This is a genomic window from Rhodococcus ruitaii, from assembly GCF_055230935.1.
In genome coordinates, this window is record NZ_JBUYWC010000003.1 from 406,101 (window position 1) to 427,316 (window position 21,216).

Sequence of the window (21,216 nt, forward strand, 5' to 3'; positions counted from 1 at the left end):
GTCTCGACTTCAGCTCTGCCCCGGCGTCGTCATCGTGCTGCCCGCGGCTGTGCCGCCGTCGACACGGAGGACGGCGCCGGTGACGTAGCGCGCGCGGTCGCTGGCCAGGTAGACGGCGGCTTCGGCGGCGTCGTCGACTGTCCCTTCGCGGTTGAGGGGCCTCTTCTTCGACTGTGTGGTGCGCACGCTGGAGATCATCGCGTCGCGCTCCTCACCCTCGAGTTCGGTGGTCGACGACGCCAGCAGTGTCGTCGGGATGCTTCCTGGTGCAAGACAGTTCACCCGAATGCCGTGCACACCGAGGTCGATGGCTGCCGACTTCGTGAAGTGGATGACTGCTGCTTTCGACGCGCGATAGGTGATCACTCCGCGGCCGGCCATGATGCCGCCGATCGAGGACGTGTTGATGATCGAACCGCCACCGTTCTCGGCCATGTACTGTGCTGCCGCCTGCGTCCCCACCATCACGGCGCGCAGGTTGATGGCGAAGATCTTGTCGAAGGCCTCGAGGTCGTCGTCGAGGAAACTGGCGTAGATCGGGCCGGAAATGCCGGCGTTGTTGACCAGCACGTCGAGGCCTCCGAACGTCTGCACGGCGAAGTTCACCAGTGCTCGCACCTCGCCGATGTCGGACACGTCGGTTTCCCGGAATACTGCGGCGGCATCGAGCGAGTCGGCCAGGGCCTTCCCTTCGTCGCGGTTCACATCGGCAATCACCACCCGGGCGCCCTCGCGGACGAAATGTTCGACTGTCGCGCGGCCGATTCCAGTGGCTCCACCTGTGACGATGGCGATTTTGCCGGTGAGTTCTGAAGACATGTAAGCACTCTCGCATCTCGGACGGTTCGACGTTCACAGCATCCAACTACTGGACGTATTGTCTATCAAGAGGGGTTGTCTGCCAAGAGCGTCTTGCGCACGCCCACCCCTGGCTGAGCGAATGTATCGTTCGTCTCGTCCATCGAACCCAGTGTGCCTCTCGCTCGAGGAAGGGGGAGGCGGTGCGCCCTGTCGAAGCACTACTTCTCCTCGCGCGCCGAGATGTTGGCCTTCGCGATGGAGTTTGCTTCAGAACAGACATCTCGCCGAGTCTCACGGCGCCTGAGGTCACTCGAGCAACCTCCGCATCCCCGCGACGTGCTGCGGGTAGTCCTCACGGAGATGCTTCCTCTGCAACCTGACTTCCGTGCCACCAACCGTATGAATGCGGCTTACGTGCTCGAGGCGATGCACGACCCATCACTGCGTCGACATGCTGCCACACCTCGCGCAGGCCGCAGTCGACTGTCGTAGGTGACCGAAATGACGGTTGGTGCATCGATATTTTGTGCACCAACCGTCATTTGGAACCCTTGTGCCGCGTCAATTCGCGGCGATCCGGTGCGTCGTCACCGACGCAAGCCGAGTGCACCGTTGATGATCTCCGCACTGGGCGCGTGTAACGCGTCGGCCGCGCTCTTGCCTGTTCGGGCGAGATAGCGGTCGACGAGGCGGTTGCCCACCGCATAACCCGCCCCCATGGGAACGCCGACCGGTTCGGCGCCGAACCGTTCTGCAGCATCGTCTCCGATCACCCACGCGGCGAAGTTCTCCATACCCGAGACGTTCAGTGCCGACACGACCTTCTCGAACACTGCATCGTCGTCGAGGTGGGGAACGCCGAACGGTGTGTATCCGAGGGCGTCGCCGTAGAGTTGACGGGCGAATGCGTCGGCGAGTCCTTCCGAGACGATGTGTTCGCCGACGACGACGGATGCGGGATCCCACACGACCCCACCGGGCGCGTACCGGAGGTTGTGGTTGAGTTCGTGCACGGCAGCGGCCTCCAGTCGGGCCAGGTTCTCGTCTGTCGGCCAGAGCGTAAGCGAGATGTAGCCCGTGGCGCTGCCGTTTCCGTTGAGTCCGCGCGCCGAGCTCATGAAGTAGTCGTCGTCGGGGTCTCCGAGGGCGAGCAGGAACGATATATCCGGAACCTGCAGATCCGGGGTGGCGAGGGACTGTACGGCGACCGCATCGACGAGTGCGCGCTCGATCCGGTTCCAGGCGTCCGCAGCCTCGAGTCGGGCGAGGGCCTCTCGTGTCTCGTCCACACGGCGATCGATCGGGAAGCCCATGCTCATGGTGTGCATGGCGAAGAGGTCGACGTCGCCGCGGTAGTAGCGGAACATTCCTTCCATCGGTGTGAGCAGCACACGCACGAGGTCGGGGCGCTCGGCTTCGTCGGCGGTCAGTACGGCATTCATCTCGGTGGCGGTCTCGAGCACTGTGATCGTCATGTCGGCGACCGTAGATCCTCACGTTGCGTGAGGATCAAGTTCGGCGACGGAGTGACGAATCCTCGCAAACCCTTCCCCTAGTGTGAAACGTGTTCTAGATTCTGGGGAGGGTTCGTCGGAGTGGAGGTACGCAGAGTGGAGTTCAACCTTGCTGATGTTTTCGAGACGACCGCGTCCGCGGTCCCGGATCGCATCGCGCTCACCTACGAAGATCTGAATCTGACGTATGCGGAGTTGGACGCGGAAGCCAACCGCGCCGGACAGCTCTTCGCCCAGGCGGGGATCTCCAAGGGAGAGCATGTCGCAGTATTTCTCAAGAACTGCGTCGAGCACGTCACCAGCATCCTCGGCCTCGTCAAGATCCGCGCTGCACCGATCAACGTCAACTATCGCTACACGCCCGCCGAACTCGAATACATCCTCACCAACTCCGATTCGGTGGCAGTGGTCGTCGAACTCCCCGAGCACCAGCAGGTGCTCGGATCACTGCTCGACAGCTGTCCGCTCATCCGCACGGTTTTCGTCGTGGGTGAAGCGATCGCCGAACTGAAACAGGCAGCTGAACGGCGATCCGTCGCCGTGGTCTCGTTTGCCGATGCGCACGATCTGTCCACGACCGCAGAGTTCCCGACGCGCTCGGGCGACGACCTGTACGTGCTGTACACGGGTGGAACCACCGGATACCCGAAGGGTGTCATGTGGCGACACGACGACTTCTTCCGCAAGCCGCTTTCCGGAGGTAACCCCTACGGCGATGAGCCGCGGAAGGATCTCGCCGAAGTGGCGGCGGGAGCGAAGGAATTCCCTGGCCTTGCATTCCTCATCGCCGCGCCACTCATGCACGGTGCAGCTCTGTACTCGCTGTTCACGTTCTTCACCCTCGGTGCCCGGGTGGTCCTGAGGCGCGATTTCGACCCGAAGAAGGTCGTCGAATCCATCGAGAAGGACAAGGTGCAGGTGATCCTCATCGTCGGCGACGGCATGGGGCTGCCCTTGGTCGACGAAATGGAACGCAGGAAGGACGACGTCGACTTCAGCTCGTTGTTCTCCATCACCTCGGGCGGTGCCATCTGGTCGACCAGCGTGCGCGACCGGATGCTCGCCGTCAAGCCGGACCTGTTGCTACGCGACAACTTCGGCGCCTCTGAAACCGGGAACGACGGCGCGTTCAACGTCGACGAAGACGGAAACCTGCGAATGCCACCGACACCGAACATGATCCTCGTCGACGAACAGCTCGAGCCGGTTCCGCCGGGCTCCGACGACGTCGGGTACATCGCCCGCATCGGAAACGTTCCGCTCGGGTACTACAAGGACGAGGAGAAGACCGCCCGCACTTTCCCGACGAGAGCCGATGGCACCCGCTTGTCGATCCTCGGCGACATGGGTCGCGTGGAGGCCGACGGCACCATCGTCTTCCTCGGCCGAGGTTCGCAGTGCATCAACACCGGTGGTGAGAAAGTCTTCGCCGAGGAGGTCGAATCGGCGCTTCATGCCCACCCGTCGGTCGCCGACGCCCTTGTGGTGCCCGTGCCGCACGAACGCATGGGTCAGGCTGTCGCGGCGGTCCTCTCCATTTACCCGGACGCCGACGAGCTGACGCTCGAGGAGGTTCAGGAGCATTGCCGTAAGTCGTTGGCCGGATACAAGATCCCGCGCTCGATCGTCATGGTCGACGAGGTGAAGCGTACTCCCGCCGGCAAGGCGGACTACCGGTGGGCAACAGCTCAGGCGGCGCAGTAGACCGTGCCAGACTGATCGAAAAGTGTGGATCCGAGCCCGGATTACGGGCTCGGATCCACATTTCGTAGTGTCAGTACTGAGCCCGCCGGACGCGACGCTCTGCCTCTGCGAGGGCGCGACGCGCGACGTCCGACAGCGCGACGAACGATTCCAATTCGCTGGATTCTGTCGCCTCGACGTCGTCGAGTTCGGCCGCGATCGCCTCGCTCTCGCTGCGGAGTTCAGTCGCGAGAGTGCATTGCTCGCACAACGACTTCAGCTCGGCCACAGTCCAATTCGCATCGATGAACCGGTAATCTCCGCGCTCCTTCAACCGAACCCCTTTGGCTGCGAGGAAACGTCGAAGCTCCTCGTTCACCTCGACGGAGCGATCGGTGACCTCGATCCACCTTTGCATCGCGTTGAGCTGTGAGCGCGCACTTCGACGCCTGCCCGATCCGAACAGTGACAGCTTCATTCGCGATACCCCCTTGGATTTAATTGGGAATCATCGTAACGGCAACATTGTGGTCTTGTACGCGATTTGGTCGAGGTAGGCTTCGGTGCGCGCCTCCTCAATTGAGCGAATGTGCCGTTCGGTCTGTTCACGAAGCTGAATGTGTCATTCGCTCGAGGTAAGGGCGGATGACCCTCATCTCGCGACAGCTCAGAACGCCTGCGGGTACCGTCTCGCTCATGACGAACTTGGATCATGGAGACCCCGGCGATGCGCCCACCGTGCCGCCGCCGTTGACGGAGGTCGTGAACGCGACGCGACCCTCTGCTGCCGAAGAAGCGCGGACGGTGGCGGCGTCGACGAACATCGGCACTCTCGCAACCCTCACCAAGGAGGGCGACCCATGGGCGTCGTTCGTGACGTATGGGCTGGTCGGGGGCTCACCGGTGCTGTGCGTGTCGCACATGGCCGAACACGGTCGCAATCTGGCCCGTGATTCCCGCGCGAGCATCGCGATCGTGGCTCCGGGCCCACAATCCGACCCGTTGGCCAGTGCCCGCGTCACCCTTGCCGGGTACGTCGAGCGCCCGGAGGGTGACGAGTTCGCGGCCGCGCGCGAGGCACATCTGGCCGCTGTCCCCGCGGCACGCATCTACATCGACTTCAGCGATTTCTCGCTCTGGGTGCTTCGAGTTCAGCGCGTGCGATGGGTCGGCGGGTACGGGCGGATGGATTCGGCCACCGCCGAGACCTACGCCGAAGCGTTGCCAGATCCGGTGACGCCGTCGGCGGATCGCGCGATCGCGCATCTCAACGACGACCACGCCGACGCGTTGCTGGCGATGGCCCAGAAGCTGGGCGGGTTCCCGGACGCCACGGAGGCCACGTGCGTCGGAGCCGACCGTTACGGACTGGACCTTGATGTTGCCACGCCGCGTGGTCGGGCCATGACGCGTGCCGGCTATCTGTCGCCGCTCGACGCTGCCGACGAACTGCGCGAGGCCACAGTGGCTCTGACTCGCGCCGCTCAGTCGTCGTAGGAAGGATCGCGCGAAGGTCGGGGTGGGGCACGCATCGAACCGTGACTGTGTTGAGCGAATGTATCGTTGGGTTCCTTCACGAGATGCGGTGTGCCATTCGCTCACCGCCGTCAGCGCGGCGCTCGGGCTAGGGTAGGAAGCATGGACGTCCGCCGCCGGGTCGCCGAGGCTCGTGTGGCCCGGCTCGCCACAACGGACGGGTCAGGTGTGCCGCACGTGGTGCCGATCGTGTTTGCCCTCGACGGCGATGCGATCCACACCTGTGTCGACGACAAGCCGAAGACGACCCGGCAGCTGCGACGCTTGGCCAACATCGACGAGAATCCCCGGGTGAGTGTGCTCATCGATCACTACGACGATGATTGGTCGCAGCTGTGGTGGGTTCGCGTCGACGGCGTCGCAGCCATCCACAACGCGCACACGGATGCCGGCGCGGCCGGACTCGACGCGCTGGCTCGGAAGTACGCGCAATATCGAGTGCAGCGGCCGACGGGGCTCGTGATCACCATCGACCGGCTGCGCTGGCGATCGTGGTCGGCGTGAGACATGACGACGGTTATCGATCAAACGCAACACCGTGGTGTGAGGTTGAGGCAGCTCCGCTCGGTGGGTATACCGGTCGCATGCGTATCGGAATCGTGGGCTTGTCGCGAGGTCTGTATATGGCCGAATTGGCACATCGGATCGGGGTCGAGGTGATCGCACTCTGTGACAGCAACTCCGAACGTATGGGCGCTGCACACGCGGAATTTCCGGAGGCCCGGGCGACAGCGGACTGGTCCGAACTGCTCGACGCGGGCCTCGACGGCGTCATATTGGCGAATGATTTCGACGCACACGCGGCATTGGCCATCGAGTTTCTGGACCACGGGATTCATGTGTTGTCGGAGACGGCGGCCTGCGCATCGGAGGAAGAGGGGCGACGGCTCATCGCCGCGGCCGAGCGGTCCACGGCAACCTATTCGTTCGCGGAGAACTACGTCTTCCATCCCCACACTCGGATTCTTCGAGATTCGGTGGAATCTGGTGAGTTGGGCGCAATTACGTTGGTGGAAGCCGACTATCTGCACAGTCTGTCTCCCGATGACACGGCAGCCCTCATCGGCGATCCAGCACACTGGCGTGGCCGCATAACGCCGACCGCCTACTGCACGCACACCGTCTCACCGCTGCTCGACCTCACGGGAGCGTGGCCGGTGGAGGTCAGCGCCTTCCCCATCGGTCCGGGAGACCATCGCCCCGCCGCCGTCGTTCTAGCGATCAGGCTCTCCGACGGCACCCTTGCCTTGACCCGCCACGGCTTCCTCGCCGGAGAAACTGGAAGTCACTGGAGCTGGGTGTCTGTGCGCGGCTCCCGCGGCCTGGCCGAATCCGACCGCGTCACAAGTGAAGATGCCTGGTCAGTGCGAGTACGCCTGGAAGGCTGGTCCCAGACAGACGGGCAGGCATACGATCAGATCCGCGTACCGGGACGCTACCTCGTGAACAACGAACCGATCGACCGCATGGCAGAGGGCACCGTCGTGGTGCTCGAAGGATTCCGTGCGACTGTGGAACACGGTACGTCCCCGCTGATTCCGGTGCGCCCCGCCGTCGCAGCATCACTGGTCGGTGTGGCAGGTGCGGAATCGCTCCGAACGGGTTCAAGGCCCGTTGTCGTTCCGGATGTGTCCGCCCCGGCTCCGTGCCTCAGGAGGTGAGGGCGCTCTACTGAGCTTACCCACGAATACCCACTTCCCGGGGCTCACCAAAGCCGGGGAGGGCGCGGCGTGCTCGTTGCACATTCATCGGTTCAGGAACGCATCGTGGTCGGCGTGGGCCCGTCGGATGAGGTCCACCAGCCCGGCCTCCTCCCGTGCCTCCTGCCTGTACTTCGGCGCGAGTTTCTTGACCTGTTCCTCTTTGGAAATCAACTTGGCGTAGATGCGCTCGCGCTCTTCCTTGCTCGTCGTGTGCTCCAGGTCGGCGTAGTTGGTGGCATGACGTCTCGCGCCGGCGATCGCGGACTGTGCCCGACCGCGCTGACTGGTCAGTGAGGCGACGACGGTGACGATGAGCACAGCGAGGATGACAGCCAGCGATGTCCCTGTCTCGATTTCCACCACGTGCACCGACTCGCCGTGGTTGATGAACGGCAGGTTGTTCTCGTGGAGCGCGTGCAGGATCAGTTTCACGCCGATGAAGCCGAGGATGGCCGCGAGGCCGAACGACAGGTAGATGAGGCGGTCGAGCAGTCCGTCGAGGAGGAAGTACAGCTGTCGAAGGCCCATCAGCGAGAAGGCGGTGGCCGTGAACACGATGAACACGTTCTGGGTCAGTCCGAAGATCGCGGGGATGGAGTCGAGCGCAAACAGTAGATCGGTGCCGCCGATTGCCACCATCACGAGCAGCATAGGCGTCATGACCCGCTTGCCGTTTTCGATGGTGAACAGCTTGTCGCCGTCGTAATGCTCGCTGGTATGGAGGAACCTCTTGGCGATTCGGATGATGAAGTTGTCTGCCGAATGCGACTCTTCGGTTTCGGGGCGCAGCATGTTTCCGGCGGTGATGAGGAGGATCAGGCCGAAGATGTAGAAGACCCAGGCGAACGAATTGATCAGCGTCGCACCGAGGAAGATGAACCCTGTTCGGGCGAGGAGCGAGAAGATGATACCGAACAGGAGCACCTTCTGCTGGTCTTCCCGCGGCACTCGGAAGCTCGACATGATGATCAGGAAGACGAAGAGATTGTCCACCGACAACGCCTTCTCGGTTACATAACCCGCGAAGTACTCCGACCCCATGGCAGTGCCACCGAAGATGAACACCACGATGCCGAAAACGAGAGCCAGGCCCACATAGATGGCCGACCAGATCGCCGATTCCTTCAGTGTGGGCGTATGAGCCTTGCGGACATGAGCGAAGTAGTCGAAGGCGAGCAAGCCGACGATCACTGCAATTGTCACCCCCCAGGCAAGCGGAGTTACGTGCATTGTTCGCCTTCAGTTGTATGGACGGGTCGTTCGTCAGCCTAGCGGCCGGTGGGGACGCGATCCTGCTATTCGCAATGGAGGCATCACGAATTCGAGTATCGGGGCAATCGCCGGCGTGACCGCCACCGAGGTCGCCCGGTGGATAAGTGTTGGTGTGGTGGAAGCGGTCACTGAACGGTCGACCCCGAGTCGCTGCGGCGCGCAGCGGGTGTGCTCGCAACGCGGCTCGACGTGGCGTCGGGGGCGCTAACGAGGCGATGCCGGAAATAGGTCAGTAACTGACCGCAATGGGTGGGAGGGTGCCCTTATGAAAGATCAGAATCTGCCGGCACAGTTGATTGTCCCCGACGCGGCCGCTTGGCGAGCCTGGCTGGATGAGAATGAGGGCTCGTCCGAGGGGGTGCGGTTGGTCCTGGCAAAGAAGGGCACCACGGAACCGACGACGCTGTCCTATGCGGAGGCGTTGACGGAAGCTCTCTGCAGCGGCTGGATCGACGGACGCCGCAATGCGTTGGATGACTCCACTTTCCAGCAGCTCTTCACTCCGCGTCGTGCCCGCTCGATCTGGTCGCTACGAAATGTCGAGTTCGTCACTGACCTGATCGCGTCGGGGAGAATGCGGGCCCGTGGACTTTCCGAGGTGGAGCGGGCGAAGGCCGATGGACGCTGGGAGCGGGCATATCCCGGTTCAGCAGCGGCCGAGGTGCCCGCCGACCTCGCGTCAGCCCTGGAGCGATCCCCGATTGCGTCGATGAGGTTCGCCGAGATGGATCGCGGTCGGCGTTATGTGATCATCCATCACATCATCACTGCGCCCAACGCTGCGAGCCGCGCCGCCCGAATCGTCAAGTTCATTGCCCGAGCGGAGCAGGAGCAGTGTCCATTGCGGGTTGAGTGAGAACCGCGAGGGCGTGAATCGGTGATCCGGTACGGCCGCGCATGCTGAGGCTGATTGACGGGAGCCCGCCTGGTGCTGTGGGGAGCCGGGTGCCGGACGGTCAGCGCTGCTGAAGGTCCGGTTCGATACGGAACACTCCGAACTGTTCGTCACCCACCGCGCTGGCGTGCAAGTTGTGTTGAGCCAGTTCGGATTCGAGTGTGTCGGGATCGAGGACGTTCCATCGATACTCGACCTCGGTCACGTCGATCTCGCGGCCGTCCTCGCTCGTTCGGTAGGTCATGCGCCAGATCATGGTGAGTTCGTCCACGCGCTCGGCCCGGGCGGTGCCGTGGTACTCGCGAGTGCCGACGCGTTCGCGTGCCATCTCGAATTCCGGAACGTCCGAGGACGTGGTGGGCGCTTGAAGATTGACCACGGCGCGTCCTCCCGGCCCTAGTCCGGTAGTGACCACCCGCCACAGTTCCGATCGCTCGTCGGGGTCGAGGTGACCCAGTGAATTGATCATGACGAGGGCGTCGAACGTCTCGGGCAGGCGGGACGACGGGAACGGCCGGTTCTCGATGGTCACCCGGGAGCGCAGGTCGTTGTCGGACGAGACTCGATGCAGCAGCACCGCGCGCAGATGACTGGAGGGCTCCACCGCCACGATCCGTGCCTTCGGCGCTGCGTAGGCGATGACGCCGGTTCCGAGTCCGGTGCCGGAACCGAGCTCGACGATGGTGGCGTCGTTCTCGCCGATGCCTGCCAATGCGGCACTGACGTGGGGTGCCATGTGCTGCCACGGCCCCGCGCTGAGGAGGTCGAGGTGATCCGCGGATCGGGTGTACGGGTCCGGATACTGGGGCACGGCGGTCCTTTCGGTCATCCGATCCGGGCCGGCGAGGCTCGGTTACTATCGGTAACGACAATCGCATTCAATAGTAGACGAACCGATCGGAGTTACCTCATGTACGACGTCGTCATCGTGGGCGCCGGTGCCGCTGGCCTCAGCGCCGCGCTGGTACTCGGACGCCAGAAGAGATCCGTCCTGATAGTCGATGGTGGACGGCCGCGTAACGCACCCGCCGCCGAAATGCACATGTACCTCGGCCGCGACGGAGGTGCACCGGCTCATCTCCTCGCCGACGGGCGTGCCGAAATCGAGGCATATCCAACCGTCGAACGGATCTCCGGTCAGGTCTCCGCGGTCGGCGGCGCCGACGGTGCATTCGAGGTGACGGTCGACGGCGCGGCGCCGGTGCAGACTCGCAAACTCTTCTTCGCGGTAGGCGTCACCGACGTCCCATGGGAGATCCCGGGCCTGGCGGAACGCTGGGGATCAGGAGTGTTCCACTGCCCGTTCTGCCACGGATTCGAGACCGACGGGTTGACGCTCGGGGTTCTGGCGAACGGCCCGGACGCCGCGCTCGGCGGCTACGTCGCCGACCGCTATTCCGACGATGTGGTCGTCTGTACCAACGGCCCGTCGACCATTCCGGATCCGCTGAGAGCCATGCTGGACAAGACAGGCGCACGGGTGGTGGAGACGCCGGTCGAGCACATCGAGGGCGAACCCGGTTCGCTGACGGTGTATTTCGCAGACGACTCCGTTCTCGAACGTCAAGCCCTCTACCACCGCGCGCCGACGACTCCCAACACGGCGCTCACTCGGACGCTCGGGTGTGAGCATTTCGACGACGGATGTGTCCGCGTCGACGAGTTCGGCAAGACGACTGTTCCCGGAGTGTCCGCCGGTGGCGACGCCGCACACCTGGCAGCTGTACCCGAGCCGGTGACGCTGGTGGCCCCCGCTGCCGCGGACGGTGTCCGGGCGGCAGTGTGGCTGGAGCAGGATCTCTTCGGCGAGACGTTCGTCGACTAGGTGTACTGACCGGAGACGTTGATTAATCGTGAGAGGGGCGGATGGCCGCCGCACGCCGTGTGGGGCCGGTGGTGGTTGTAGTGGTGGAGCCAGTTGGTGAGTGCATCGCGACGCTCCTGCTAGCTTGGGGATTGCGCGCCTCAGTCGACGGGCGAGACGCGGATGAGATTGCCGTCCGGGTCCGTGATCACGAACGTGCGGCCGAACACGGCATCGTGCGGCTCCTCCACGACGCGGACGCCCTTCGCGGTCCACCTCGTGAAGATCTCGTCGATGGTCTCCGGAGGTCCCGGCACCATGAGGCCGACCTCGGTTGTCCGAGGCGTGCTCGGGACCGCGTGCTCGCCGTACCCCGTCCACAACGCAAACAGGACACCGGGGGCGGCCTCGAACGCCACGTAATGGGGACTGGTGAAGGTCGGTTCGATTTCGAACAGGTCGCTGTAGAAGGCCGTGGCAGCTTCTGCGTCGCGGACGCCGATCAGGAACAGGTTCGGTGCAGGCATGGAGGTCTCCTCTGCTCGTCAGTTTCTCGTGCCACAGCCCATAAGATCGCCCCATCAGGACAGAACATGTCATCTTTTCTGAGAGAATCGAAGAGCATGAAGGCATCACGGCTACTGCACCTCCTGCTACTCCTGCAGACCCGCCAGCGGTTCACCACCACTGAGCTCGCCGCGCGCCTGGAGGTGTCGCGACGCACTGTCCTGCGGGATGTCGAGGCGCTCTCGACAGCGGGGGTGCCCGTCTACGCCGAACGCGGGAGGTACGGCGGGATCGTCCTCCTGCCCGGTGCACGACTCAACGCGTCCCATCTTGAACCACCGGAGCTGGAGGTCCTGTCCGTTGCCGGCTTGGACAGTGCACAACGTGACCGTCTGGGCCTCTCTGCGGTGTGGGAGTCGACGGAGCGCAAGATCGCCGCCCGTCAGGCTGCGGCACCTGAGTCGACGAGTGCGCTGCGGCTGGCGGACCTGGTGCTCGTCGACAGCAGCGCGTGGTTCTCAACCCCCGAGTCAGCGGTCGACGTCTCGGATCTGGCATCCGCACTGCGACACGGGCAGCGCCTCGAGATCCGGTACCGACGCAGCGCCGAGAGGTGTGCCTCGGCACGGGTAGTCGACCCGTACGGGCTCGTGGCGAAATCTGGCCGCTGGTATCTGGTCGCCGATGACCAGGGAGAGAGCCGGCTGCTCGCTCTGGAGCGTCTGTCGTCCTTCGAGCTGCTCTACGCGCCGGCAGTGCTCCTACCGGGCGAGACGCTCCGCACTCGGTGGGCGTCGCTGAAGGAGCGCACAGAGGAGCAGGGTCGCGTGAGAGTGACTTTCCGTCTGCCGGAGAAGGGCCTCGACCTAGCACGGCGCATCCTCGGAACCCGCATCCACCACGTGTCCGCGCCGAGGGACGGCTCGTGCGTCCTCGTCGTGCGCTACCCCGACATCGAGTCGGTGCGTCAGCTCCTCCAGTTCGGCGATCACATCGAGGTGGTCGCCCCGGAGGCGGCCCGCGCGCGCATCAGTCAACTCGCCACAGCTATTGCTGACAGACACTCTCCTGCGGTCTGATTGGCGATCAAGCCCCTGCTCTCAATCAACGTGCCGGTCAGTACAACTAGGGCATGTCTGAGAATTGCTGACGGTGTGTTGATCCGCTGATCAGGCGGTTCCCCCGACCGCGGTTCGTGCTGCCTGCTAGGTGATGTGGTGGCAGACCAGCATGTGGTGGGCGCCCCTTTGAAAGCGGTACTCGACCTCGACGACTTCACCCGCGATGCCACGGTCCCGAAGATCGGTGAGCAGTGTGTCCAGGTGCGGGTAACGAATCGAGGATCCGGAATCCACCAGAGGGAAGATCCGCAACTCGCTGCGAGAAACGCGCATCAGTTCGGTGATCGCTTCGAGGTGGAAGGTCGGATCGAGACGATCGGAATAGCTGAACAGCAGGTGGGAGCTGAGTACAAGATCGAAGCTGGCATCTGGGAACGGCAAGGCGGGTAACCGCCCGGCCACGTAGCGCTGCGGGTTCCGAGTGATGTCTGCGGCGAACTCCTCGACCGCGTGCTGACGGAGGCGAAGATGCTCGTCGGGGTCCGCGAAGAATGTCCAGTCGTAGTGCTCCAAGTGGGCACGAACGTAGCGGTTCCCCCGGCTGGTTTCGGCTGCCACAATGCCGGCCAACTGCTCAGCCGCCCTGTCGAAATAGGCCATGTCACATGCCGTCACATCACCGCCGAGGCGGTTCACAGCACTGGTGAAACCTGCTGCGCCGCCGGGGCAATCCAGGATCTTCCGAGACAAGTCGTTCTCGGTGAGATTGAACATCGCCCCGTACTCGCCGAGTGAACGGGAACTGACCAGCATCTCGCCGATCCCAACCGTGGTGGACTGATCGCTGTCGCGGGTCATCCGGTGGTTCCTCTCGAATTGAGGCCACCTCATCGCGCTGGCCGGCACCACCGCGGGAAGCGAGAGCAATCGGCCACCAGAGAGGCGGCCGAACGATCACAGTCGATCAGGCCGCTACGGAGCGCGGCCACCAGGACTGTGTGCGGACAATCACCACCTCATTAAACACGGCCGAGAAGCTGAACCCTGACATGCCCAGGTTCATCGGAGCGGCGCCCGCGTCAGCGCTCGATCCGTGTGGTGGGCCGGTGCCGGAGCCGCCGTCCTCAACGCGGTTATCGCATGGAGCCGCAGACTGTCAGACATGCCCTAGCCGCTCCGGCGTCACAGCGCCTGGCCGACGAACAGGCGCTGTGACGGCGCGGCCAGCGCAGTACCGTCCCCGGGGAGCTCGAGGGATGGACGAATACCGTTGACGGACAGATAGTGCCGGATGTCCGCAGCGGAGAGGAAAACACTCCCGTCCCGCCGGTCGGCTGCACCCGGATGCCCGGTACCGGCTCGCGGCGACAACAGAAACTGCATCGTGGCGAGCACGAGGTAGTGCTCACGAACTGCCTCGATCACGACGACGATCCCCGACGGTGCCAGCACCTCACTCAGGGCTGCCATCGACACTGCCGCGTCGGTCGCACAATGGAGAACGTTCGCAGCCAGCACCATGTCGAACGCATGTGCCGGTAGATTCTGCTCGGTCAGTCGGATATCGATGTCTGCTGTCGCGGTGCGAAATCCGGATCGAGCACCGAAACGCTCCGCGGCAGCGGTGGTGAAGAAGCGGGAGATGTCGGTGAACAGGTAGTCGACATCCTGGTCGCCGAGCGCGGCGAGCGCGGCGTGTGTGCCGCCGCCGGCGCCACCGCCGAGTTCCAGGATGCGGAGTGGGCCGGGCCGGGTGCGCGCGGCCTCAGTGAGGATCCGGGCCGCGGCGCCGTGCAGGTACCGGTTGCTGAAGTTCCTCTCGTCCTTGCTCAGCGACGTGGTCATGTCCCCGTCGGGAAACATCACTGCTTGCGCCGACACTTCGTCACGCAGCAACGGGCCGAGCGACGACAGCGCTCTCGAGTAGAACCCGGCCATCGCAGACGGATACCCCAGGGCGCGGCAGGCGCGGGCGAGGTCCCGATTGTCGATGCTGTTCGTCGCCGGCTGGGTGGGCTCTGCGAGGACGAACGTGTCGGTGCCCCGCCGGTGTGCGCGTCCTTCGCCGCACAAGACCTCGATCCACCGACGCAGAATCCACAGGTGCCGTTCTGCGACTCGCAGTGTCGCCGCGACCTCGTCGATGGACACCGTCACCCCGGGACGAACCCCGCCATCGGAGCAGAGAAACCCGGCCAGCGCACCGAGAGCGATGCCGTCCAACTGTTCGATCGCTCCGGGTACGCGGGCAAGTGCCGCATCGGAGATCGGCTCCGGAGTTCCGGATACCGCGCACCGCCCCGCACGGTCGATCTCGTGCCGTCGACGATTCGCTGCCACGATGTCGAGACCGCGCCCGGACGGAAGTTCGACGCTCATGCGTTCCGGACGAGCGATACCGCCTCGACGCAACACCGTGCGGGCGACGTCGAGCATTCGACTGCGTGCGAACGCGCCCAACGGTTCGTGAGGCGTGCCGGCCTCTGGTGGGTCTGTCGCGGTGATCGCGCCTACTACCGCGGGCGATGCCACCCGGAACACGGCAGGATCGGACGGGTCGATCAACACCACCGCATCCGTACCGGTCAGTGACGAACGCAGCGCCGCGGCCGTCACGGTTCGAGGGATGCCCGTGATCAGGGCAGGTCCGGATTCGACACGCTCTCGCAAATCGGTCAGTGCGGTGCCGTCGCGATCGATATCGTGCCACGACACCACCGAGGGTGCGACGCTCCCGGACACGGCGGCACCGTCGACAGTGAACACTGCATCGAACCGATATCGGGTGAGTTCGGAATCGTCGCGCAGCGTCTTCGCGTACGTGAGCAGTGACACCTCTCGACCGGACACGGCTGCGATGGATGCCAGCGTCGACGGGTCCACCGACAGTTCGCTGTCCGCGGCCGCACGCCGATCCACTCGGTCGTCCAGCGTGTTCGGGTCGCCATCCGGGTTCTTGGCCAGCTCCGCCCAGCGGGCGAAGTCGTGTAGCTGACCCGAATGACGGATGTCGCCGACGACCACGGTGCCACCGGGAGCGACCGTGTCGATGGCGTCGAGTACGACCGCAGCGAGGTAGCGGGTGTCCGGAAAACACTGGGTGACGGAATTCAGAAGAATACAGTCGGGTGTTGCGCCGGTCGCCGCAACGGCGTCTCGCACGAGTTGTCCCCGCAGTTCGTGCGCGGCGGCCTTGACGAAACTGGTCCCGGCGATGTGTTGCGCGGCGAGTCTGTCCACGATCTCTCCGGCCACGTCGGTACCGACGTAGCTGTCGACATGCGGGGCGAGTCTGCGCATCAACAGTCCTGTGCCGCATCCGAGTTCGAGGACGTTGCGGGGACGTTGTGCGAGAACGAGTTCGACTGTCCGCTCGACCCATTCGATCATGTGCTCGGCCGGTAGCGGCTCACCGGTGTCGGTGGCGCGCCAGCCGGCAAGATCGTCGTCCCGATCCTCCGTTTCATGCTGCTGCGCGGAGCTGTAGGTCCAGTCGTACACTTCTGCCCAGTGCGTCAAATGGTCGTGGGTCAGGCCACCGACCACCGCTGCGCCCTCCGTTCTCGTCGTCGCTACGGCGTCGTCGGAGACGACGATGCGTACTCCTCCGCCTCCGTCGAGGTCGACCCGCGCGATCCAGGGGTGCGTGGACAAGGCATCGACGGCTGCGGTGAGATCGGTGTGACGGGGCGATTCGATGTCGGTCACGGTTGTGGGCTCCTCGCGTGTGAACGGGTTTCGGTGATGGATGCCTCGCGTATTTCGACGACGCGATCCGCCCGAGCGGTCAGGTGCTCGTCGTGCGTTGTCGCCAGAATCGACAGGCCGTAGCCGGCGTGCCTGAGTTCGTCGAGCAGGTCGGTGATCAGCATCGCCGTGTTGTGGTCGAGTGATGCGGTCATTTCGTCGGCTATGAGCAGGCGCGGGCAGCCCGCGAGGGCGCGGGCGATCGCGACACGTTGTCGCTGGCCGCCGGACAGTTCGTGAGGGCGCCGGCGTAAGACGCTCCTGGGCACCGCGACACGGTCGAGAAGACGCTCGGCCTCCTCCTGGAGGTCGGTCTGCGGATGCAGTCGTCGCATCTGACGTCGGAGGATGCGTTCAATGGTGTGGGCGGGATTGAGTGCGTCCCGGGGGTTTTGGCCGACCAGCGCGATCGCAGCGCGCGACTGCGGTGTACGTTCATCTACCCGGGCGGCTGCGGCATGCCCGCCGAGTGTCACGGTGCCGTCGAACGGATGCAGGCCGCACACCGCGCGCAGCAGGGTGGTCTTGCCACATCCGGACGGGCCCCGCAGGACGACGAACTCGCCGGTACGAACGTCGAGGGTGGAGCCGGCGAGCAGCACACGCCCGTGCTCGGTACGAATCCCGAAATCGGTCAGTGCCAGAGCGGAGGTGCCGGAGCGTACGGCCCCGTCGGATACAGGCACGGTGTTGTAGTCGACTGCCGGTGCGGTGCGCAGCACCCGATCGCACACGGCCATCAGGCGTGGGTCGTGGGTGGCGACGATCGTGACGCCGTTCATGCGTCGTCGTGCGGTGATGGCCGCGAGCACCGGTCCGAGGGTGACGTCGTCGAGCCCCGAGGTCGGTTCGTCGAGCATCACCAGCGGGGGCGACGCCACCAGTGCGCGCGCAACCGCGACGCGCTGAGCCTGGCCACCCGAAAGACGGTGGGGCGGCGAGTCGATCTGCTCGTCGGTCAGCCCCAACTCGGAGAGAACGGAGCGTGCGGCTGCGGTTGCGACATGTCGCGGACAGCCGCGCATACGTGCCGCCTCCGCAACCGAACGACACGCGGTGTAGCCGGGATGCAGCGCCGACGCCGGATCCTGAGCGGCATATCCGACCGTGCTTCCTCGCCACGATCTGGTGCCGTGCGCGCCTGGTCCCGACCAGACGACCGACCCGGTGGTGACGGCCACGCCGCGCGGCAGCGCCCCGAGGAAGACAGAGATCGCGGTGGTCTTGCCAGAGCCTGAAGGACCCACGAGGGCGACGATTTCGCCGGCTTCGGCGCCGAAATCGAACTGATGAAGAGGACGGTGTCCGCGGTGGTCGGTGACCGTCAGGCCACGAACGCGCAGCGTGGTCGGGGTCGTCATGTCGTTGCTCCTCGTCGCGTTGGGGACCCGAGTGTCGTCGATGCGATCGCGACCATGGTGGCGAGTGCGGCGAGAGCAATCGCCGGCGCCACGGTCGCAGTAGCGTTCAGTCCGATTCCGGAATAGTTCTCCGTAATCATCGACGCCCAATCCGGCTGTGGTGGTGAAGTCCCCAGCCCCAGCGCATTGATGGTGGACACCAGTTGCAGGGCCACGATCACACGCAGTCCGTAGTCGGTGGTGATCACGGCGATGTGCGACGGCAGCACCTCCTGAACCAGGATGGACGGGAGTGAATCACCTCGCATGCGTGCGACGTCGATGTACGTGGCGTGGCGGCACTCGGCGGAGACGTCGGCGACGACGCGCGCGGTGAGCGGGGCGCCGGCTACGACGGTCGCGGCGACCACCGCGATGGGCATCGGCACAGCGACGGCGAGGACGAGTCCGACGAGCACAGCGGGGACCGCGAGCAACAGATCGGCCCCGGCGCTCACACCGGCTTCGATTCGGCGCCCGGACCACCCGGCCCAGAGGCCGGCGGCGACACCGAACGCTGTCGATGCGGCGGCAGCGACGAGCGCAACTACAGTGAGAGTGCCTCCACCCCAGAAGATTCGCGCGAGAACATCGCGTCCGAGCGCATCGGTCCCGAGCAATTGGTCTGCGTTCGGCTGCGTCCAGGGGCGGGCCACCGTCGCGAGCGGGTCCAAGTCGGTGAGGTACCGCCCGAACAACGCGAAGACGAGCACTGCGCACAGTGAGACCACGGTGAGCCGGCGCAACACACGCCCGGTGCCGCCGGTCACGCCGGACCTCTGGCGCCGGTACGGGCTGCGACAAGATCGGCCACGGCCATCCCGGCCACCACTACGACTGCCGCGAGCAACGAGATCGCCTGCACTACCGCCACATCGCGTGTCGCGATCGACGTCACGACCAGTTCACCGAGACCGGACAGCCCGAAAATGTTCTCCACCAACGCGGTTCCGCAGATCAGCCCGGCCAGAACGAACGACATCACACGAACGACGGGCGCCGCGACCACCGGGAGGACATACGACGCGGCGAGCCGTGCCCGGCCGACACCACGCATCCGAGCATCGACGATGTAGGGGGTTTCCGCGGCATCCACCAGCGGCCCGCGCAACATCATCGCCGCGTAGGCGCTCGCGGGCAGCGCCAGCGTCAAGGCCGGTAACACCAGCAGTTCGAGGTGTGCCAGCGGCGACCGACCGGCGGGAATCAGCGACACCGGAGGCACGAGCTCGGCCCACCCGGACAGTACCGCTGCGACGAGCGCCGCAACGACCACCTGGGGGAGCGCGGCAATCGCGGTGGTCGCGGCCGACCCAGCAGAGCGACGACCCCCGCCGTGTGAGGCGAGCACCGCGAGCAGCCCCATCAGAGGGACGATGGCGACCAGCGCGACCGTCACGATGCCCATCGACACCGGCACGCGGTTGCCGAGCATCGACGCCACACTGCGCCCGGTGCTCGTCGACGTACCGAGGTCACCTCCGACGACGTTCGTCAGCCACGCGAAGTACCGCACGGGAAGCGGCTCGTCGAGACCGGCCGCAGAGCGCAACATCGACAGTTGCTCGGGGGTCATCCGGCCTGCCGCACGCAGCGACACGGCGTCACCCGGAAGAAGCGCTGTGACACCGAAGACGATGACGGAGACGGCCAGGAGGAGGGCGAGTGCGCGCGCCACCGTGACGAGCAGCACTCGCGCTCCGCCGGAACGGTGTGACGTCGAGATCACCCTTCGAGATCGACCTGGTCGATGAACGCACTGGCGAATCCGATGCCTTCGGGCACTCCGGTCACGCCCGGCGCTGCAAGATCCAGGCGGTCGGAGGCAGCCCAGATGGCGTAACCACCCTCATCGCGGAGCGTGGTCATCAGCTCGCCGATTCCGCGATCACGGGTGGCGTCGTCGGGCTCGGCGACGGTCTCGGCGAGCTGTGCCGACCAGGCGGGATTGCTCCACGCGGTTTCGTTGGTCGGTGAATCCGGGCGAAGGGCCACCTGGGTGATGTCGAGGAAGGGGATTCCTCCGAGATAGCTGATGTAGAAGGGGCGTTGGGCGTACACATCCTGGAAGTACGTATCCGGGGGTGACAGCTCGACATTCACTCGGATACCGATGTCGGCGAGCTGCTGGGCGATGAGCGTGGCCGCGCTGTCCATGCCGGGGTACGCGGTGGTGCTGTTCAACGTGACGTCGACGCCGTCTGCCAGGCCGGCCTCGGCCATCAGTTCGCGGGCGCGGTCGAGATCACGGGTTCGCTGCGGCAGATCGGGTGCGGCCGGGTCCTGGGGACTGATCAGGTCGTTGCCCAGCTGCCCTTGCCCCAGGAACGCGACATCGAGGAGCTGCTCGCGGTCGAGGGCGTTGCGGACGGCTTCTCGTACCCGGTTGTCGTCGAACGGTGCGGTGTCGGTGCGCATCACGAGGGGGTAGAGGGTTGCGCCTGCGTGCCGGACCACTTCGATGCCCGACGACTCGTCGAGTGCGACCACCGCCGACGCCGGGACTCCCGCGGCGAGATCGGCCTGCCCCGAGATGACGGCATCGGCGCGTGCCTGCGGATCCGGGATTGCGCGCATCTCGATGGTCGCCATCGGGGGAACGGGTCCCCACCACTCGGTGTTGCGTTCGAACACCTCGACCTGCCCGCCGGTGAAGACCGGGTGGAACGGCCCTGATCCCGGTACGAGTTCGGTGAAGTCGGTGCTGCCTTCCGGTACGACGAAGGTCGATCCCTCCAGTGCCTGACCGACCTCCGCGTACGGTTCCTTGGTACGCAGCAGCAGCGTCGTATCCGACGTCGCTTCCGAGGCGTCGAGATCGAACCGTTCGACGCGACCCGAGTTCTCCGTCGATTTCTCCCCCATCCGGCGGAGGGAGAAGAGGGCATCCGCGGCGGTGACGGTGCTGCCGTCGGAGAACCTCGCGTTGTCGCGCAGCGTGATGGTCCATTCGGTCAACGTTTCATCCGGCTCCCAGGACTCGGCCAACCGCGGTTGCGTCTCTCCGTTCGCGCCGGGAACCGTCAATGGGTCGTAGGTGAGGGCCATCCGAACCACATCACTTTCCGCGGGCAGGAGGCCATGCGGATCGTTGGTGCTGACCGCCGACGAGCCCGGCGCGACGTACCGGAACACACCGGATGCACTGACGTCGTCTCTGTTGTTGTTCGGGTCGTCCGCTGTCGAGCAGCCGGCCAGCAGGGCGACGGATGCGGCGAGCGCCGTGGCCGCGCGGAGCGTGGCCGGGCGGGATAGATGGGGTCGATATCGCATGGGGTGCTGTCTCTTTCGGA

19 protein-coding genes and 1 pseudogene are annotated in these 21,216 nt (G+C 65.0%); 7 read left to right on the forward strand and 13 right to left on the reverse strand.

The features are described from left to right. Nucleotides 1-9: 9 nt before the first annotated feature. Together ACZI8W_RS05110 and ACZI8W_RS05115 are read right to left on the reverse strand one after the other, a co-directional pair. Complete coding sequence (locus ACZI8W_RS05110; protein ID WP_463367402.1) at nt 10-819, reverse strand: SDR family NAD(P)-dependent oxidoreductase; 810 nt, start codon at nt 817-819, stop codon at nt 10-12. A gap of 569 nt (nt 820-1,388) precedes the next feature. Next, nucleotides 1,389-2,276 (reverse strand): DUF2268 domain-containing putative Zn-dependent protease, encoded by an 888-nt coding sequence (locus ACZI8W_RS05115; protein ID WP_463367403.1) that lies wholly within the window; start codon nt 2,274-2,276, stop codon nt 1,389-1,391. Between the two features lie 135 nt (nt 2,277-2,411). Here ACZI8W_RS05115 and ACZI8W_RS05120 point away from each other — a divergent pair, with 135 nt between their 5' ends. Beyond that, nucleotides 2,412-4,019, forward strand: a complete 1,608-nt coding sequence (locus ACZI8W_RS05120) for an AMP-binding protein (RefSeq protein WP_463367404.1) — start codon at nt 2,412-2,414, stop codon at nt 4,017-4,019. 70 nt (nt 4,020-4,089) lie between these two features. Here ACZI8W_RS05120 and ACZI8W_RS05125 read toward each other — a convergent pair whose 3' ends face one another. Beyond that, nucleotides 4,090-4,476, reverse strand: coding sequence for a hypothetical protein (locus tag ACZI8W_RS05125; protein WP_463367405.1), 387 nt, complete (start codon nt 4,474-4,476; stop codon nt 4,090-4,092). Nucleotides 4,477-4,694: 218 nt separating this feature from the next. Here ACZI8W_RS05125 and ACZI8W_RS05130 point away from each other — a divergent pair, with 218 nt between their 5' ends. From ACZI8W_RS05130 to ACZI8W_RS05140, 3 genes are all read left to right on the forward strand, one after another. Beyond that, nucleotides 4,695-5,495: a HugZ family pyridoxamine 5'-phosphate oxidase gene (locus ACZI8W_RS05130; protein WP_463367406.1), complete on the forward strand. Its 801-nt coding sequence runs from the start codon at nt 4,695-4,697 to the stop codon at nt 5,493-5,495. Nucleotides 5,496-5,636: 141 nt separating this feature from the next. After that, nucleotides 5,637-6,038, forward strand: a complete 402-nt coding sequence (locus tag ACZI8W_RS05135) for a TIGR03668 family PPOX class F420-dependent oxidoreductase (RefSeq protein ID WP_463367407.1) — start codon at nt 5,637-5,639, stop codon at nt 6,036-6,038. An 80-nt stretch (nt 6,039-6,118) separates the two neighbouring features. Continuing rightward, nucleotides 6,119-7,195, forward strand: coding sequence for a Gfo/Idh/MocA family protein (locus ACZI8W_RS05140; RefSeq protein WP_463367408.1), 1,077 nt, complete (start codon nt 6,119-6,121; stop codon nt 7,193-7,195). 84 nt (nt 7,196-7,279) lie between these two features. On the opposite strand, the gene ACZI8W_RS05145 is transcribed toward ACZI8W_RS05140, so the two are convergent. Continuing rightward, nucleotides 7,280-8,467, reverse strand: coding sequence for a TerC family protein (locus tag ACZI8W_RS05145; protein WP_463367409.1), 1,188 nt, complete (start codon nt 8,465-8,467; stop codon nt 7,280-7,282). Nucleotides 8,468-8,774: 307 nt separating this feature from the next. Between ACZI8W_RS05145 and ACZI8W_RS05150 the strand changes: the two genes are divergently transcribed. Beyond that, entirely contained in the window at nt 8,775-9,365 is a 591-nt protein-coding gene (locus ACZI8W_RS05150; RefSeq protein ID WP_463367410.1) for a YdeI/OmpD-associated family protein, read from the forward strand. Nucleotides 9,366-9,465: 100 nt separating this feature from the next. Here ACZI8W_RS05150 and ACZI8W_RS05155 read toward each other — a convergent pair whose 3' ends face one another. Continuing rightward, entirely contained in the window at nt 9,466-10,215 is a 750-nt protein-coding gene (locus ACZI8W_RS05155) for a methyltransferase (RefSeq protein WP_463367411.1), read from the reverse strand. 99 nt (nt 10,216-10,314) lie between these two features. On the opposite strand from ACZI8W_RS05155, the gene ACZI8W_RS05160 reads away from it, so the two are divergent. Beyond that, on the forward strand, nt 10,315-11,229 hold the full coding sequence (locus ACZI8W_RS05160) for an NAD(P)/FAD-dependent oxidoreductase (protein ID WP_463367412.1): 915 nt from the start codon (nt 10,315-10,317) through the stop codon (nt 11,227-11,229). Here ACZI8W_RS05160 and ACZI8W_RS05165 read toward each other — a convergent pair. Both ACZI8W_RS05165 and ACZI8W_RS05170 read right to left on the reverse strand, forming a co-directional pair. Then, a pseudogene (locus ACZI8W_RS05165) lies at nt 11,226-11,345 on the reverse strand (integrase core domain-containing protein); the annotation flags it as partial. The gene ACZI8W_RS05160 and the pseudogene ACZI8W_RS05165 sit on opposite strands and share 4 nt — an antisense overlap. Nucleotides 11,346-11,369: 24 nt before the next feature. Then, nucleotides 11,370-11,735 carry a VOC family protein gene (locus tag ACZI8W_RS05170; protein ID WP_463367413.1) on the reverse strand — a complete coding sequence of 122 codons (366 nt, stop codon included), beginning with the start codon at nt 11,733-11,735 and terminating at the stop codon, nt 11,370-11,372. A 96-nt stretch (nt 11,736-11,831) separates the two neighbouring features. On the opposite strand from ACZI8W_RS05170, the gene ACZI8W_RS05175 reads away from it, so the two are divergent. After that, complete coding sequence (locus ACZI8W_RS05175) at nt 11,832-12,794, forward strand: helix-turn-helix transcriptional regulator (protein ID WP_463367414.1); 963 nt, start codon at nt 11,832-11,834, stop codon at nt 12,792-12,794. A 126-nt stretch (nt 12,795-12,920) separates the two neighbouring features. Here ACZI8W_RS05175 and ACZI8W_RS05180 read toward each other — a convergent pair whose 3' ends face one another. From ACZI8W_RS05180 to ACZI8W_RS05205, 6 genes are all read right to left on the reverse strand, one after another. Further along, the gene (locus tag ACZI8W_RS05180) at nt 12,921-13,634 is read right to left on the reverse strand and encodes a methyltransferase domain-containing protein (protein ID WP_463367415.1); all 714 of its coding nucleotides are present in this window, start codon (nt 13,632-13,634) and stop codon (nt 12,921-12,923) included. A 324-nt stretch (nt 13,635-13,958) separates the two neighbouring features. Next, nucleotides 13,959-16,484 (reverse strand): class I SAM-dependent methyltransferase, encoded by a 2,526-nt coding sequence (locus ACZI8W_RS05185; protein ID WP_463367416.1) that lies wholly within the window; start codon nt 16,482-16,484, stop codon nt 13,959-13,961. Then, nucleotides 16,481-17,884, reverse strand: coding sequence for an ABC transporter ATP-binding protein (locus tag ACZI8W_RS05190; protein ID WP_463367417.1), 1,404 nt, complete (start codon nt 17,882-17,884; stop codon nt 16,481-16,483). The genes ACZI8W_RS05185 and ACZI8W_RS05190 overlap by 4 nt, the downstream gene beginning before the upstream one ends. Next, the gene (locus ACZI8W_RS05195) at nt 17,881-18,693 is read right to left on the reverse strand and encodes an ABC transporter permease (protein ID WP_463367418.1); all 813 of its coding nucleotides are present in this window, start codon (nt 18,691-18,693) and stop codon (nt 17,881-17,883) included. Before ACZI8W_RS05195 ends, ACZI8W_RS05190 begins: the two co-directional genes overlap by 4 nt. Next, a complete protein-coding gene (locus ACZI8W_RS05200; RefSeq protein ID WP_463367419.1) occupies nt 18,690-19,616 on the reverse strand; it encodes an ABC transporter permease in 927 nt (308 codons plus the stop codon). The genes ACZI8W_RS05195 and ACZI8W_RS05200 overlap by 4 nt, the downstream gene beginning before the upstream one ends. A 32-nt stretch (nt 19,617-19,648) precedes the next feature. Continuing rightward, complete coding sequence (locus ACZI8W_RS05205; protein ID WP_463367420.1) at nt 19,649-21,196, reverse strand: ABC transporter substrate-binding protein; 1,548 nt, start codon at nt 21,194-21,196, stop codon at nt 19,649-19,651. Between the last annotated feature and the right edge of the window lie 20 nt (nt 21,197-21,216).

Bases quoted from the DNA above. Each gene is read 5' to 3' on its own strand.
- ACZI8W_RS05110 (WP_463367402.1), bottom strand. From the start codon at position 819: ATGTCTTCAGAACTCACCGGCAAAATCGCCATCGTCACAGGTGGAGCC.
- ACZI8W_RS05115 (WP_463367403.1), bottom strand. From the start codon at position 2,276: ATGACGATCACAGTGCTCGAGACCGCCACCGAGATGAATGCCGTACTG.
- ACZI8W_RS05125 (WP_463367405.1), bottom strand. From the start codon at position 4,476: ATGAAGCTGTCACTGTTCGGATCGGGCAGGCGTCGAAGTGCGCGCTCA.
- ACZI8W_RS05130 (WP_463367406.1), top strand. From the start codon at position 4,695: ATGACGAACTTGGATCATGGAGACCCCGGCGATGCGCCCACCGTGCCG.
- ACZI8W_RS05135 (WP_463367407.1), top strand. From the start codon at position 5,637: ATGGACGTCCGCCGCCGGGTCGCCGAGGCTCGTGTGGCCCGGCTCGCC.
- ACZI8W_RS05140 (WP_463367408.1), top strand. From the start codon at position 6,119: ATGCGTATCGGAATCGTGGGCTTGTCGCGAGGTCTGTATATGGCCGAA.
- ACZI8W_RS05145 (WP_463367409.1), bottom strand. From the start codon at position 8,467: ATGCACGTAACTCCGCTTGCCTGGGGGGTGACAATTGCAGTGATCGTC.
- ACZI8W_RS05150 (WP_463367410.1), top strand. From the start codon at position 8,775: ATGAAAGATCAGAATCTGCCGGCACAGTTGATTGTCCCCGACGCGGCC.
- ACZI8W_RS05160 (WP_463367412.1), top strand. From the start codon at position 10,315: ATGTACGACGTCGTCATCGTGGGCGCCGGTGCCGCTGGCCTCAGCGCC.
- ACZI8W_RS05170 (WP_463367413.1), bottom strand. From the start codon at position 11,735: ATGCCTGCACCGAACCTGTTCCTGATCGGCGTCCGCGACGCAGAAGCT.
- ACZI8W_RS05175 (WP_463367414.1), top strand. From the start codon at position 11,832: ATGAAGGCATCACGGCTACTGCACCTCCTGCTACTCCTGCAGACCCGC.
- ACZI8W_RS05180 (WP_463367415.1), bottom strand. From the start codon at position 13,634: ATGACCCGCGACAGCGATCAGTCCACCACGGTTGGGATCGGCGAGATG.
- ACZI8W_RS05190 (WP_463367417.1), bottom strand. From the start codon at position 17,884: ATGACGACCCCGACCACGCTGCGCGTTCGTGGCCTGACGGTCACCGAC.
- ACZI8W_RS05205 (WP_463367420.1), bottom strand. From the start codon at position 21,196: ATGCGATATCGACCCCATCTATCCCGCCCGGCCACGCTCCGCGCGGCC.